This window comes from Marinobacter pelagius (genome assembly GCF_900114925.1).
GTDB classification, from domain to species: Bacteria; Pseudomonadota; Gammaproteobacteria; order Pseudomonadales; family Oleiphilaceae; genus Marinobacter; species Marinobacter pelagius.
In genome coordinates, this window is the sequence record NZ_FOUR01000002.1 from 571,337 (window position 1) to 585,499 (window position 14,163).

General features: G+C 55.6%; 12 protein-coding genes. All 12 read right to left on the reverse strand.

All coding sequences use genetic code 11. The features are described 5' to 3' along the window. Position 1: 1 nt before the first annotated feature. Positions 2-1,231 carry a class I SAM-dependent methyltransferase gene (locus BM254_RS06835; protein ID WP_092000623.1) on the reverse strand — a complete coding sequence of 410 codons (1,230 nt, stop codon included), beginning with the start codon at positions 1,229-1,231 and terminating at the stop codon, positions 2-4. A 5-nt stretch (positions 1,232-1,236) separates the two neighbouring features. Next, positions 1,237-2,364: a glycosyltransferase gene (locus BM254_RS06840; protein WP_092000626.1), complete on the reverse strand. Its 1,128-nt coding sequence runs from the start codon at positions 2,362-2,364 to the stop codon at positions 1,237-1,239. Positions 2,365-2,367: 3 nt separating this feature from the next. Further along, positions 2,368-3,315 (reverse strand): NAD-dependent epimerase/dehydratase family protein, encoded by a 948-nt coding sequence (locus BM254_RS06845; protein ID WP_175497210.1) that lies wholly within the window; start codon positions 3,313-3,315, stop codon positions 2,368-2,370. 116 nt (positions 3,316-3,431) lie between these two features. Then, complete coding sequence (cysN, locus tag BM254_RS06850; RefSeq protein ID WP_092000632.1) at positions 3,432-4,844, reverse strand: sulfate adenylyltransferase subunit CysN; 1,413 nt, start codon at positions 4,842-4,844, stop codon at positions 3,432-3,434. 197 nt (positions 4,845-5,041) lie between these two features. Then, complete coding sequence (cysD, locus tag BM254_RS06855) at positions 5,042-5,956, reverse strand: sulfate adenylyltransferase subunit CysD (protein WP_092000635.1); 915 nt, start codon at positions 5,954-5,956, stop codon at positions 5,042-5,044. 85 nt (positions 5,957-6,041) lie between these two features. Further along, entirely contained in the window at positions 6,042-7,004 is a 963-nt protein-coding gene (locus BM254_RS06860) for a DHH family phosphoesterase (RefSeq protein WP_092000638.1), read from the reverse strand. A gap of 180 nt (positions 7,005-7,184) precedes the next feature. Continuing rightward, positions 7,185-8,213 carry an MraY family glycosyltransferase gene (locus tag BM254_RS06865; RefSeq protein WP_139227035.1) on the reverse strand — a complete coding sequence of 343 codons (1,029 nt, stop codon included), beginning with the start codon at positions 8,211-8,213 and terminating at the stop codon, positions 7,185-7,187. A 238-nt stretch (positions 8,214-8,451) separates the two neighbouring features. Next, entirely contained in the window at positions 8,452-10,389 is a 1,938-nt protein-coding gene (locus BM254_RS06870) for a polysaccharide biosynthesis protein (protein ID WP_092000644.1), read from the reverse strand. 57 nt (positions 10,390-10,446) lie between these two features. Continuing rightward, the gene (locus BM254_RS06875) at positions 10,447-11,661 is read right to left on the reverse strand and encodes a DegT/DnrJ/EryC1/StrS family aminotransferase (protein ID WP_092000647.1); all 1,215 of its coding nucleotides are present in this window, start codon (positions 11,659-11,661) and stop codon (positions 10,447-10,449) included. A gap of 134 nt (positions 11,662-11,795) precedes the next feature. Continuing rightward, positions 11,796-12,428 carry an acetyltransferase gene (locus BM254_RS06880; RefSeq protein WP_092000649.1) on the reverse strand — a complete coding sequence of 211 codons (633 nt, stop codon included), beginning with the start codon at positions 12,426-12,428 and terminating at the stop codon, positions 11,796-11,798. Then, positions 12,425-13,021 (reverse strand): sugar transferase, encoded by a 597-nt coding sequence (locus BM254_RS06885; protein ID WP_092000652.1) that lies wholly within the window; start codon positions 13,019-13,021, stop codon positions 12,425-12,427. Before BM254_RS06885 ends, BM254_RS06880 begins: the two co-directional genes overlap by 4 nt. Beyond that, positions 13,018-14,142 carry a glycosyltransferase family 4 protein gene (locus BM254_RS06890; RefSeq protein WP_092000654.1) on the reverse strand — a complete coding sequence of 375 codons (1,125 nt, stop codon included), beginning with the start codon at positions 14,140-14,142 and terminating at the stop codon, positions 13,018-13,020. Before BM254_RS06890 ends, BM254_RS06885 begins: the two co-directional genes overlap by 4 nt. Between the last annotated feature and the right edge of the window lie 21 nt (positions 14,143-14,163).

A 14,163-nucleotide genomic window follows, 5' to 3' on the forward strand; every position in this document is an offset into this window, starting at 1 on the left:
CTCAAAGGCCTTTCTTGTTTTTAGAGCGATCCTGACGGTCAATAACTTCCGCGTAGAAGAATCTTTCGGACTCCGACATCTCGCTCAACTCTGGCGTGACAGAGTGTTTCAGCCCAAGCTCATCAAGGGGTGTCAGTCCTTGAGGGAGCGATGCTCCCGGTAAACCCTGATTCCGCGCAAACGCCAGAATGTGACCCCGCAACGCGGGAAATCTCGCCAAAGCTCTCTCAAAAGCTTTTCTCCTCCAACCTCCAGTCAGAGCCTTCCCGATGACCCATCGCGCAACAGGACGAAGCATCGACTTAAGAAAAGAAACGCCCCTGACGGCTTTTAGTTCGCTGATCTGCTTCTCCAGTTCAGCAACTTTTGCCAAATGCTCAGTTCTCGAAACACACTGCTCTCGCATCTTGTGTAGCTCTTGCGATAGAGCTTCTAAGCGGTTTCGGAGCTCGTCATCATAGCGATTGGCAGCCCCATCCAGAGATACGCCCATTTCTCTGTCAAAGGGAACATCGAAAGCAACCATTTCATCCACAGATGCGTTTTTCTGAGCCACAACCGCATAGTCCGGACTCACCCCTTCGAGCACATCGATCAAACGCATATCGTCGTTCACACCATCAGTTTTCGGCTCATTGAGTCGCATGATTCTTGACCGAGCGAATCCGCAGTGATCAGTGAGGAATTTCAGAAGCTCTCCCGGGATGGGCTGCTTATGGGTCGGATCCATATAAAATTTATGTGAACCCACGGTCACGTTTTCCGGGTTTGGCGTCTCCAGGATCAGAATTCCCGCCGGCCGAAGAACTCTTAACGCCTCGGCTATCAGGTCTTGCAGGTATGGAAAAGGAACATGCTCAGCTATGTGAAAGCCAGACACCACCCCGACACTCGCGTCGTCCAGACTCGTCAGAAACTCCAGTGCGTCCTGCTTGCGGGCTGGCAACCCCCGTAATTCGCAGTCCTCAAGCATCCCTCCATCAAGGTCAATCCCCTGCGCCTGATACCCGTTTTCAAGCACTAGCTCCAACCACTCGCCCCGGCCACAGCCGAGGTCCACCGCAAAGCACTCCGGGTATAGCCGCAGAAGAGGCTCGATAAAAGGCAGATAAACGCTCAAACGTTGCTTGATCTCTGACCGCTCTCCTCTGAATCGATCCTCGAATGCTCTGTAAAATTCAGAACCCATCTTGCTCGCTCCAAGGCCTTCGTTTCTCTGCCAGGACGCCATTCGGATTATTCTTCCGGCGAGTCCTGCCCCAGCAGTTGACGGTAAACTTTCAGGTATCGCTTCCCGACCAACTCCCCCGAAAATTCATTGGCGAATCGGACTCGGCCGGCTTTGCCCATCTTGCGCGCAAGCTCGGGAGCCTGGCTGATCTGTTTCATAGCCTCTGCCAGCGCAGACACATCCCTGGGCGGAACCACTAATCCGGTCTCTCCGTGCTGGTTGACATAGGAGGTACCTGTACCGATGTCGCAGGTTATCAGCGGTAGCCCGTGCATCTGCCCCTCCAGTAAGGTCACCCCGAATGCTTCAGAACGCTCACAGGAAGGAAACGCTATCGCACTCGCTCGAGTCATGAGCGCTTGTTTGATGTCGTTACTGACAAACCCGGCAAAACGGACACTGTCGGCCCCCTGATCCCTTGCTTGCCGCTTCAACACCTCCTCTTCCGGGCCATGACCAGCGATAACCACATTCAGGCCAGTGCGGGCGGCAGCCTCGACCAGGTAACGCAGGCCTTTGTAGTAGCGGAGCACACCAATGAACAAGAAGAACCCATCTCCGTAATCCCGTTCAACAGCATCCAGCGCCTCCTGGCTGGGCCGCTCGTAACTCTCGGGAGCGAGGCCAAGCGGAATTACATCCACTGGCCGTTGGAGTTTACGGAGCAGTTGACTGGTTTCAACGTACTTGGGCGATGTCGCTACGAACCTGGAGACCTTCCTGAAGAAGAGCCAACGCATCGGCGCATAGAGTTTCTCCAGGGCCGTCTGCCGAATGATGTCCGAATGGTAGGTCACCAATACCGGCTTATTGCAGCCGGATAAGAGATGCACAAGATCCGCAAAGGGCCAGGGGTAATGTATATGTATCAGATCCGCCCAGGCGGCCTGCTCCCGGTATTCCCGAAAAGCCTCCTTGCCCATGGAACATGAGGCTGGCTCAATCTGGACCGGCACCCGAATCACCTTTCCCTCGGGCAGGTCCAGCGTCTCCACTTCCGGCACATTGGCGAGAGTCAGCACCCGCTGCTCGACACCTAATTTGCCGGTTGCCAGACAGATCTGATGGATGGCCTCCTCGACTCCGCCGTGGGTTTCCGGTAGATAGGTTCGGTAAAACTGCAGCACGCGCATCGTTTAGAAGCCCTCGCCGCTATTGGAATTGGCAGGTAGAGCGTCTGACTTCACTGCCTGTTCGGTGGACAACAGCCGAAGCTCAGGAAGTACCTGCTCCAAAAGATTCACACCAATTTCCATGTTTCCCGTCAGCTTCTCAACAGCGCCTTCAGCCCCAATAAGTCGACCGATGAAGGTCAGAACCGACACCGGGACTGGCAACAACCAGACGCGCCTGCCATTGGCCTCGGCCAAATGAGTGATCAGCTGGGGAACTGAGACCGCCTGTGGGTCCGCGACATTCAACTCGAAAAAAGGCCAGGACTCCAGGTCCAGAAGGGCTTTAATCACAGCGGCCAGATTGACCAATGCAAGGAAGCTCCGCCGGTTATGCACGCTTGCGAGGGGTATTGGGAGCGGGGACATAGCAAGCTTTTGCAGCTTTCTGAAATTCGCCTTGCTTCCGGGACCATATACGAGTGGCAACCTGAGGGCGCAAACTTCAAGATCTCTTCCCGAAAACTCTCTCAGAATTTCCTCCGCCTGATGTTTGCTCAGCCCATAGTCATCACATGGCGAAAGTGGATCTGACTCGCGGAAGGGTTGACCACAGGGAGAGCTCTCGCCGTAAACCTTCACACTGCTCAGAAAGATAAGCCTACCGACCTTTTGGTCAACGCAAGCATCGGCCAGGGAACGCACCGCATCGCGATTTACCCGGTAAATCCGGTCACGCAAGGACGGATCGTTGTTCAGAGGCTGATGGGCCACGGCGGCACAATGAATAACCGCCTCAACATCCGAGAGAGCGTCGTTCCAGTTCGGGCTGTCTGCTAAATCACCGTATCCGTAGCTGTCCATTCCGCGGCATGCCTTCCTGGCGAAGACTCTGACCTGAAAACCAGATGCAGTCAGCGACTGGACAAGAAAGCGACCAATAAAGCCTGTCGCCCCGGTCACTGCGATCACACCTTGTCTTGCGGAGTTTTTTGACGCCATTTCAACCGATGCCCACACACTAAAAATGCCCCGCTCCACCCAACCATTGTCGAGTCGAGGGGGGCTCCTGCAGTCTCAAGAGAGATTTAGATGGCCTTACAACCCCACTCCGGATAATTCTCCCGAATAAACCTGTTCAGATTCCGCTCCGCCTCGGTATATTCCCGCTTTGGCATCTCACCAGAAGCATCCAACGCCCGCTCCACCATGCCGGCAGCCACGGTCACATTGGTCATCTTGTCGATCAGGATGAAATTCCCGGTACCAAAGTGATGCTGGTAGTCTTCCACCACCACAGATTCCGCCAATTCCACATCACACAACCCAATGGCATTCAGCTCCAGGCCACCATCCACCTCGGCGTTGCGCTCGAGGGTGTTCACATCCACCTCCTCAAGCACCTTGTTGACATAGCAGTTGGTGACCTTAGTACCAATCTTGATGCCGTATTCGCGACCCGGCACCAACGCGTTTTCGTTCATCCAGACGATGTGGGCGGCAAAGCGGTTACCCAGCCCCGGCTGATTGTTCGCATGGACCAAGAGGTCGCCGCGGGAGACATCCACCTCGTCTTCCAGGGTGATGGTTACCGCATCACCCGGCCAAGCGCGTTCAATTTCGCCTTCGTAAGTATGGATACCGGCCACCTTGGAGGTCTTACCGGAAGGCAGCACCGCCACTTCGTCACCCTTATGGACGACACCACTAGCGATGGTGCCGCAATAACCCCGGAAATCCAGGTTGGGCCGATTCACATATTGCACCGGCAGGCGGAAATCGGTGATGTTCTGGTCCTCCAGAACCTCCACCTGCTCCAGAATATTCATCAGGGTTTCACCGTGGTACCAGGGCGTGTTCTCGCTCCGGTTCACCACGTTGTCGCCGTTCAGGGCCGAAATCGGCACATAGTAGACATCCTGGAGACCCAACTGGTCCGCCAGCTTTTCATACTCAGCACGGATCTCGTTGAAACGCTCCTCGCTGAAATCCACCAGGTCCATCTTGTTGATGGCCACCACCACATGCTTCAGGCCCAGCAGGCTGACAATAAAGCTATGCCGGCGGGACTGGGTCAGCACGCCCTTCCGCGCATCAATCATCACCACCGCCAGCTCACAGGTAGAGGCACCGGTAGCCATGTTCCGGGTGTACTGCTCATGCCCCGGGCAATCAGCAATGATGAACTTGCGCTTGTCGGTGGAGAAATAACGGTAGGCGACATCAATGGTAATACCCTGCTCCCGCTCGGAAGCCAGGCCGTCCACCAGCAACGCCAGATCCAGCGCCTCACCGGCGTTACCCATACGCTCGCTGTCCTTGTGCAGGGCGGCGAGGTGGTCTTCGAAGATGAGCTTGGAATCGAATAACAGGCGGCCGATCAGGGTGGATTTGCCATCATCAACGCTGCCGCATGTGAGGAACCGGAGCAGGTCCTTGTTCTCGTGCTGGTCCAGGTATTGGAGGATGTCTGATTCGATTAATTCGGATGCGTGGGACATTTTATTTTCAACTCGGATGTCTGGTGTGAACACGGGGTCAGATGAAAGCCTTCATCTGACCCCATTTTCAAATCTGTCGGGGGTCTGAACTAACTCAGGGGTCTGATGAAAGCCTTCATCTGACCCCATCTTCAGGCCAACTCGGGAGTTAGGCGCTAACTCGGGGTCAGAAGAACGGAGTTCTTCAGACCCCTGAACTAGAAATACCCTTCCCGCTTCTTCTGCTCCATAGAAGCCGCCGAGTCATGGTCAATCACCCGCCCTTGGCGCTCGGAGGTCTTGGTCAGCAGCATCTCCTGGATAATATCCGGCAGGGTCGCCGCCTCGGACTCCACGGCACCGGTAAGCGGGTAGCAGCCCAACGTCCGGAACCGCACCATCTTCATCTCCGGCTTCTCATCCGGCTCCAGGGGCATGCGGTCATCATCCACCATGATCAGTGTGCCGTCTCGCTCAACCACCGGCCGTTCGGCTGCGAAGTAAAGCGGTACAATGTCGATATTCTCAAGGTAGATGTATTGCCAGATATCCAACTCGGTCCAGTTGGAGAGCGGGAATACACGGATGCTCTCGCCCTTGTTCACCTTGCCGTTATAAAGGTTCCACAGTTCGGGACGCTGATTTTTCGGATCCCACCGGTGGAACTTGTCCCGGAAAGAATACACGCGCTCCTTGGCCCGGGACTTCTCTTCGTCCCGGCGAGCACCACCAAAGGCTGCATCAAAGCCGTACGTATCCAGCGCCTGCTTCAGCGCCTGGGTTTTCATCACATCAGTATGCTTGGCGCTACCGTGGGTGAAGGGACCGATACCCTGCTTCACACCCTCTTCGTTAGTGTGAACAATCAGCTTCAAACCCAGCTTCTCGGCCATTCTGTCCCGGAATTCAATCATCTCCCGGAATTTCCAGGTGGTGTCCACGTGCATCAGCGGGAATGGCGGCCTACCCGGAGCGAAAGCTTTCATAGCCAGATGCAGCATCACCGCTGAATCCTTGCCGATGGAGTAGAGCATTACCGGGTTATCGAACTCGGCCGCCACTTCACGAATGATGTGAATCGATTCTGCCTCAAGCTGTTTGAGGTGGGTTTTTCTGGGGGGTGTCAAGGTCATTGCAGATCCTGGGTGTTATTTCGGATTCCGATGCTAAGTTGGGGTCTGATGAAAGCCTTCATCTGACCCCATTTTCAAATTCACTTCACTTCCAAAATCCGGCCATTGTATCAAGAAAGACGTTCAACTGCTCCCCGGGCAAAGCGTTGATCCCGGCCGCAGCCTTCCGGCCACCACCCATCGGAAACTGCCGGGCCACTTCATCCGCGCCGGTGCGGTTATTGAGCGGGGCACGAATGCTCACAAGGTAGGTACCATCCGCCTTCTCGGTAACAATCGCGCAAGCCTTGTCCGGATTGCGATTGGCGAGCTCATTGCCCAAAACGCCACTCACCCGCCGGGCCCAGGCTTCGTCGGGAAGTTTAACCACAAGTGAGGTAGCGGTTTCCTTCAGCACTGGCGCGGCCATGCCTTCGGCCATATCCGCCTCATAACCGTCCCGCAGCTGCTGCCAGGCAGGTGGCTCGGAAGCGATCAGCTCCAGTGGGTCCGCAAATTTCACAAACTCCCGGTATAAATCCGCAGGATGGAAATGCAGATCTTCCACCGAAGATCCATAACCGTTGTAGTTGATACATACGCCCAGCATTTTCAGGGACTCGATCTGCTCAGCGCTCAAACCGGCCTTTTCCGCCAGCTTTTCAGCCACCGCATTGAGGTTATCGCCAAACGCCGCGGCAATGGCCCAGTTATAGAAGCGGCCGTTCAGGTGCTGGTCAATCAGCAAACTGGTGCAAGTGGCCGGCTGGGTATCGATCAGCGCGGTGAAGTTCGGGTGACCTGGCAATTCATCGCCAGGAAAGTGGTGATCCACGTAGAACACAGAAGAACCCGCTGCCAGCAAAGCGTCCACCGCTTCCCGGTTTTTCTCCAGGCTGACATCCAGGATGTTCGCCTGCACAGGTTCCGAGGTGGGTACCTGTTTGGCCAGGGCAATATCCCGCTTCACTCCCGTAATCAGGGTGCTTTCAGCGGGTTCCGCCAAACGGAGCTGAATCAGGGCGCAGATGCCGTCGGCATCGCCGTTGAATACGTCGTATATCTGCATAACGTTCGAAAATCCATTAGCTCAAAGAAGTGATCGTAAAGAAGGGTAAAGGCTGGGGTCTGGTGCAGCACAGGGGTCTGAAGAAAACCTTCTTCTGACCCCAACTTCAGGCCTAACTCAGGAGTCCGGCGCCAACATGGGGTCAGAAGAAAGCGTTCTTCAGACCCCTGGGGGATCATTTCACAACTCCTGCCGGCCAGCACCCAGTTTGAAAGCAATTGATGAAAACACCGCGAACAGCAACGCAAACACCCAAACCCCTGACCCCGGCACGGCATTAGCCACCATAGACGCAGGCAACAGCACAATCAGCATCACTAGGCCATAACCGGATGTAACCGGCAAATGGCTACCGGCCCGCTGGGCCAATTTCTGATAGGCATGAAGGCGATGGGCCTGAAGCACGTTCTGGCCGGTGAGGAGTCGCACGAACAAAGTGGTGGTGGCATCCGCAATAAACAGCGTTAACAGGATTATCCAGCTCCACATGCTCACCGTAGTGGTAGAGGCGGAAAGTAGCATCAGAAAACCCAATGCAAAACCCAAAAATCCGCTACCACCATCGCCCATGAAAATCCGGGCGGGTGGCCAGTTCCAGATGACAAAGCCCAGAACCGATGCCAGCGTCAACAAACAGATCCAGGTCCAGGTGTGAGGACCCCAGATGGCAAAATTCAGCGCCATCCCGCCGAGCACCACAATGGCCTGCACCGCTGCGAGACCATCAATACCATCCATGAAGTTATACAGGTTGATCAGCCAGGCCCATCCCAGCACCAGGATCGGCCAGAGTAGAAATGCAGAGGAACTGTCTACCTCAAAGCCGAGAACCGAGAATACTGGCAGGGTAGGAATGGCAAGCATGCCCAGCACCACGACCACCAGATGAACCCCTAGCCTGAGCTTGGCCGGCAGATCCCCAAAATCGTCCCAGACCCCAACTGCCAGCATCACCAGGCCAAGCGCCAGCATGGCACCCATGGATAAATCCGGAACCCAGTTGGAAATAGCGAAGGGAACAGTCAAAGCCAGGGCAAGAACGCCGATTGCGATGCCGCCACCATGGGGCGTTGGGACAGTGTGGGAGCACCGCTCGGAAGGCTGGACCAAAGCTTTTCGGCTGAGCGCCCATTTACGCAGGCCATAGGTCAGCCCGCAGCTTGCCACCGCAATCAGCAAAAAGTACCCAATCAATATCGACGTTGCCAAAGTCCCGCACCCAGTCTCGTAAAAAGAAACGCCGCCCGACCTTGCAGAAGTCACCAGATTTTACTGACTTTTGCAAACTCGCGCGGCGCTGAGGCTACCACATTAAAAGATCAATTTGTCATGAAAACCTATTCACTTCGTAACAAACGGAAACATGGGAACAGAAAAAGGGGTCCAACTCAGGGGTCTGATGAAAGCCTTCATCTGACCCCAACTTCACCTCTAACCAACTCTCGATTCAATAAATCACCCGAATCTTCCCGTCATCTCCCTCACGAGTTCCACCAACCGTCTTGATCCGATGGCACCAAACCAGATCCGCCACATCCCCATTCGGCGTGTACCCGGTCGGTGCTGAATGAATCAGCTCCAGAATCCGCTCACAATCAAAATTCTGGCTAGCCAGGGCAAGCCGGTCCAGAAGCTTGGAGACCTCCTCCCATTGCAGCGACACCTCCCGCGCCATCATTACCCGCGGATGAGAGGTGCCCTGCGGGTTGTCCCCGATCAGCAACTCCTCAAACAACTTCTCGCCAGGCCGCAGGCCCGTATAGGTGATCTCGATATCGCCCGCCGGGTTCTCTTCAGTTTTTTCCGTTAAACCCATAAGGCGAATCATCTTCCGCGCCAGGTCAGCAATTTTCACCGGCTCGCCCATATCCAGCACAAACACTTCACCACCCTGCCCCATGGCCCCGGCCTGGAGCACCAGTTGGCTGGCTTCGGGAATGGTCATGAAGTAACGGATGATATCCTGGTGGGTGACCGTCACCGGGCCGCCGTCCCGGATCTGATCCCGGAACAGGGGAACCACCGAGCCAGAGGAGCCCAGCACGTTTCCAAACCGAACCATGGAAAACACGGTCCCGTTCTGGCGCCCGGCCAGCCCCTGCAACACCAATTCGGCCAATCGCTTACTGGCACCCATCACGTTAGTGGGCCGCACGGCCTTGTCAGTTGACACCAGAACAAAACGCTCCACGCCAGCTGCAATCGCCGCCTCGGCAGTATGCCAGGTACCGAAGACGTTATTCTGCACACCCTCAATGATATTGTGCTCTACCAGAGGCACATGCTTGTAGGCGGCAGCGTGGTAAACGATGTTGATATCAAAGGCCTTCATCACCGCCTCACAACGCCGGCGATGAGTTACGCTCCCCAGTATGGGATGCAACTCAACTCCGTAGTTGCCCACGATATTGGAGGATTTGAGTTCACGCTCAATGGCATACAGCCCGTATTCCGACTGCTCAAAAAGAACCAACCGCTTGGGCTTATGGCGCAGAATCTGGCGGCACAGCTCAGAACCGATGGAACCGCCAGCGCCGGTAACCATCACCGACTTGCCCTTCAAGGTTGCTTCCACCAGCTGTGGATCGGGCCGCACCGGCTCACGGCCCAGCAGATCTTCAATCTCCAAGTCCCGGATATCATTGATCCGCGCCTTTCCAGACACCAGCTCCGAGACACTGGGCACCGTCTGCACCGGGACATTCACCGGCTCAAGCTTCTCCAGGATCTCCCTGCGGTCCCCCAGCGCATCTTCATCCAACGCCAGCAGTACCCGGCTCACATCGTAGCGAGCCACACCTTTCTGAACATGACGGATATCGAACACCGGAATGCCATTAATGGTCGACCGGTGGTTGGCCGAGTTGGCCGTGATAAACAACACCGGCCGATACTCGGTACCGTGGGACAACGCCGAAGCCAGCTGGCGCCCGGTATCCCCGGTACCAACAATCGCCACCCGAATCTTGTTCCGCTGGGCCGGCGCCTGCACCAGCAACCGCACGCCCATGCGGGACCCCGCCACAAAAATAAACGCCAGCGCCCCATAAACAACAGGCACCGTTCTCGGCACCTGCACCTGGAAGAAATAGCCGTAGACAACCAGCGCCAGCGCGGATGCAATCACGCACCCCACAATGGTCATGAACGCCCGATCATTCAGGAAACGAACAACCGCCCGGTATAACCCCATGCGCCCGAAGATCACCACCGTGGTGACGACCGTGGCGGAGAACACCATGACATGCTCGAGCGACGGCACCCAAAACTCGACAAACCGCAGACCAAAGGACACCCAAAGCGCCAGCGTGAGCACCACCACATCAGAGGCAACGGAAATCATCCGCTTGTAAAAACGGGGAAGATTCAAAAACGCATTAATCATCAGAGTTCCTTCTACCAATATCCTCAGGCGGGAGACCCCACTTTCAAACTATCCCAACTAACCCGCCGCCAACGCCATCACTTCACCCAAAACCTGACAAGTTTTTACAATCTCCTCATCCTTGAGAGTCGGATGCACCAAAAACATCAAACTGGTCTCCCCCAACTCCTTGGCCACCGGCAAAGGCTCCTCCGGCCGAAACCCGGTACCATCAAACGCCTTCTCCAGATACACCTCAGAGCAGGACCCGGAAAAACACGGCACACCACGCTCCACCAGCTCTGCAATAATCCGGTCCCGGTCCCAGCCGGTCTGAAGCTCTTCCGGCTTCACGAATACATAACACTTATAGCCCGCATGCTCACAAGCCGTGGTTACATCGAGTTTACATTCACACCCGGAACAAAATCCCTCAAACTCCGGCACCCGCAGCCCCTTCAACTCCCGGGCAGTCTCCCAGATGGCGTTCTGGTTGGCCTTACGCCGAGCAAACCACTCCGTCATCCGCTGCAACTGAATCCGTCCGATGGCCCCCTGCATCTCCGTCATCCGCCAGTTGGTGCCAAAACTCTCATGCAACCACCGGAAACCGGGTTCATGGTCACGCCTATACACTGCATCCCAGCTCTTGCCATGGTCTTTATAGGACCACATCTTTGACCATAATGCCTTGTCATTGGTGGTCACCATGCCACCTTCCCCACCGGTGGTCATGATCTTGTCCTGGCAGAAGGACCAGCAGCCCACGTGGCCAATGGAACCGACAGACCGCCCCTTGTACCGGGCACCGTGGGCCTGGGCACAGTCTTCAATCACAGACAGCCCGAACTCCTCCGCCAGCGACATAAAACCATCCATATCACAAGGCCAGCCAGCCAGGTGCACACAGACAATGGCGCGGGTATGTGGCGTAATGAACTTGCGCACGGATTCCGGGGTGATGTTCTGGGAATCCGGATCCACATCCGCAAACACCGGTACCGCGCCGGCGGTCACAATGCTGGATACCGACGCAAGAAAAGTTCTGGGCGTAACAACCACCTCATCACCATCGCTAATACCCAACGCCTTCAATGCCAGATCCAGCGCCACCGTGCCATTGGCCAATGCAATGGCGTATTCCGAATCAGCAAACGCCGCAAATTCCTGCTCAAATTTCCGGCATTCTTCTCCGGTCCAGTAATTCACCTTGTTGGAGAGAAGAACATCACGTACTGCGTTAGCCTCTTCCTCGGTAAAGGAAGGCCATGGGGAAAAAGGTCCGTTTAACATGATTACTCGATATTTTCGTTTCTGAAATTTGAAGCGAGGATTTGCCTTTATCATGAGATATCGCAGGCAAAACGCGGAGCGGGAGTCTAGATCGTGGTCTGACCCCAAACGGGGTCAGACCCCATTTTCAGCTTTTAATCTTTAAGAGGCTCAAGCACCCGAGCCGGATTCCCAACAACCGTAACACTGGCAGGCACATCCTTAGTCACAACCGCCCCCATACCAACAGTGGCGCCGCCCCCAACCTCTACGAGCTGCCGCACCGAAGCACACCCGCCAACCCAGACGAGAGGACCAAGCTTTACCCCACCCGCCAAAACAGCATTGGGACTGACATGACTAAAATCACCCACCCCACAATCGTGCTCCACCACAGCCCCCGTATTCACGATACACCCCTCACCAATAGAGGCGCAGGCATTGATGACAGCATTGGCAAAAACCGCCGTTCCAACCCCAACAGTGGCATGGGTACTAATAACCGCAGAAGGATGAATAACCGAACAGAGCTGAGCCCCTGCTGCCAACAAAGCCTGCTGCTTAACCTGGCGAATCCGGTTATTGCCAATTGCGACCACCACACCATCGAAAGACGCGAGATCGGCCAGTAACGCCGAAGTGTCACCCAATACACGCCAGGGGCCATTCTCTTTTAAACCAGGCCAGGCATCATCAAAGAAAACCACTTGGTCCCAACCAGCGAGCTCCGCCGCATCCGCCACGACCTTGCCGTGGCCACTGGCACCAAGAATGGCAAGGCGCATCAATCCTCACTCCCAGTGAACTTCGACATCGTCACCTCACCGTCTCCACTAATCCCATCCCGAACCAAAACCTTCTTCACAGTCAGGAACAGAATCTTCAAATCCAGCCAAAGAGACTGATTGTCCACATACCAGACATCCAGCCGGAACTTGTCTTCCCAGGAAATCGCATTGCGGCCATTCACCTGCGCCCAGCCAGTTACACCCGGGCGCACCTCATGGCGTCGAATTTGCTCTTTCGAATACAGGGGCAGATATTCCATCAACAAGGGCCGGGGGCCAACCAGGCTCATATCGCCCTTGAGCACATTCCAAAGTTCCGGGAGTTCATCTAGGCTTGTGGAACGCAGAAAACTTCCAAACGGGGTCATTCGCTGGTCATCCGGCAAAGGATTACCGTGTTTATCATTTGCATCCAGCATGGTGCGGAACTTCACCATTTCAAAGGGTTTGCCATCCTTGCCCGGACGGGTCTGGCGGAAGAAAACAGGAGACCCAAGTTTCCGGCGGATCAGCAAGGTAACTACGCCAATGACCGGTAACAAAACCACAAGTGCAATAGACGATGCCAAAACATCAAGAAAACGTTTGATCACTGAATCCCCATTTCACCCAGCATGAATTCATTTACCTTATGCACATCATACTTCTGTTCAGCAATCTGCCGGGAGCGTTCGCCCATATCGGCCACAAGCTCCGGCTCTTCTATAAACCGGATCATTGCATCGGCCAGTTCATCAACCGCCTGGACCGGCACCAGAAACCCATTCTCGCAATCGGTAACCGTCTCCCGGCAGCCTGGCGCATCGGTAGTTATCACCGCCCGCCCCATAGCCATGGCTTCCAGTACCGTGCGAGGCGTGCCTTCACGGTATGAGGGCAGTACATAGACATTGCAGTCCGCAATGGCAGGGCGCACATCGGCCAGCTTGCCGAGGAACTCTAAGGTGCCGGAACTCACCCACTCATCCAGTTCGTGCTGGCTAATCGCATCCGGGTTATTGTCTATCCAGCCAACCAACCGGAACACCGCATCCGGATACTGGGCTTTCACCAGACGGGCCGCCTGGGCATATTCCCGCACCCCCTTGTCACCCAACAAACGGGCAATAAGAAGAAACGAAGGCTTCTCTGGCAAGGGTGCCAACGAATAATCCGCCACATCCACGCCGGAGCCATTCACCACGCGCGAAGGAATACCGGCCGGCAACAACCCCAGCTGCCGGAACAGGGCTTCGTCATCCGGGTTCTGAAAGAACACCTTGCGGCTTTTGGAAAGCCCGAACCGATACAATCGCTGAATCAGCTTTCGCAGCAAGCCCCGCTTACCGGACGCCTCACCGGTAAAGGCATAACCCAGCCCGGTAACCAACGCAAAACGGTTGGGCACACTGGCCAGCCAGGCCGCCAACGAACCATAGATCACCGGCTTGATGGTGTAGCCCAGCACGTAATCCGCGCGAATGCTGCGCATTAAACGCCAAAGCTCAGCCACTGTGCCCAAATCCGCCACCGGATTGGTGCCCGTGCGCTTCAAGCCGATTTCATGCAGGGTAATACCCAGCGCTTCCAGCTCAGTGCGGATATCCGCCACATCAGGCAGATCCGGTGCAGCCACGTGCACATCCAGACCCTTCGCCACCAAAGCCCGCAACAAAGGCCCGCGAAACTTGATCAGCGAATCGGGAAAACTGGCAATCAGCAGAAACGTCTTCATGACTTATCCGATTCCGAAGCC

Bases quoted from the DNA above. Each gene is read 5' to 3' on its own strand.
- BM254_RS06835 (WP_092000623.1), bottom strand. From the start codon at position 1,231: ATGGCGTCCTGGCAGAGAAACGAAGGCCTTGGAGCGAGCAAGATGGGT.
- BM254_RS06840 (WP_092000626.1), bottom strand. From the start codon at position 2,364: ATGCGCGTGCTGCAGTTTTACCGAACCTATCTACCGGAAACCCACGGC.
- cysN (WP_092000632.1), bottom strand. From the start codon at position 4,844: ATGTCCCACGCATCCGAATTAATCGAATCAGACATCCTCCAATACCTG.
- cysD (WP_092000635.1), bottom strand. From the start codon at position 5,956: ATGACCTTGACACCCCCCAGAAAAACCCACCTCAAACAGCTTGAGGCA.
- BM254_RS06860 (WP_092000638.1), bottom strand. From the start codon at position 7,004: ATGCAGATATACGACGTATTCAACGGCGATGCCGACGGCATCTGCGCC.
- BM254_RS06870 (WP_092000644.1), bottom strand. From the start codon at position 10,389: ATGATTAATGCGTTTTTGAATCTTCCCCGTTTTTACAAGCGGATGATT.
- BM254_RS06875 (WP_092000647.1), bottom strand. From the start codon at position 11,661: ATGTTAAACGGACCTTTTTCCCCATGGCCTTCCTTTACCGAGGAAGAG.
- BM254_RS06890 (WP_092000654.1), bottom strand. From the start codon at position 14,142: ATGAAGACGTTTCTGCTGATTGCCAGTTTTCCCGATTCGCTGATCAAG.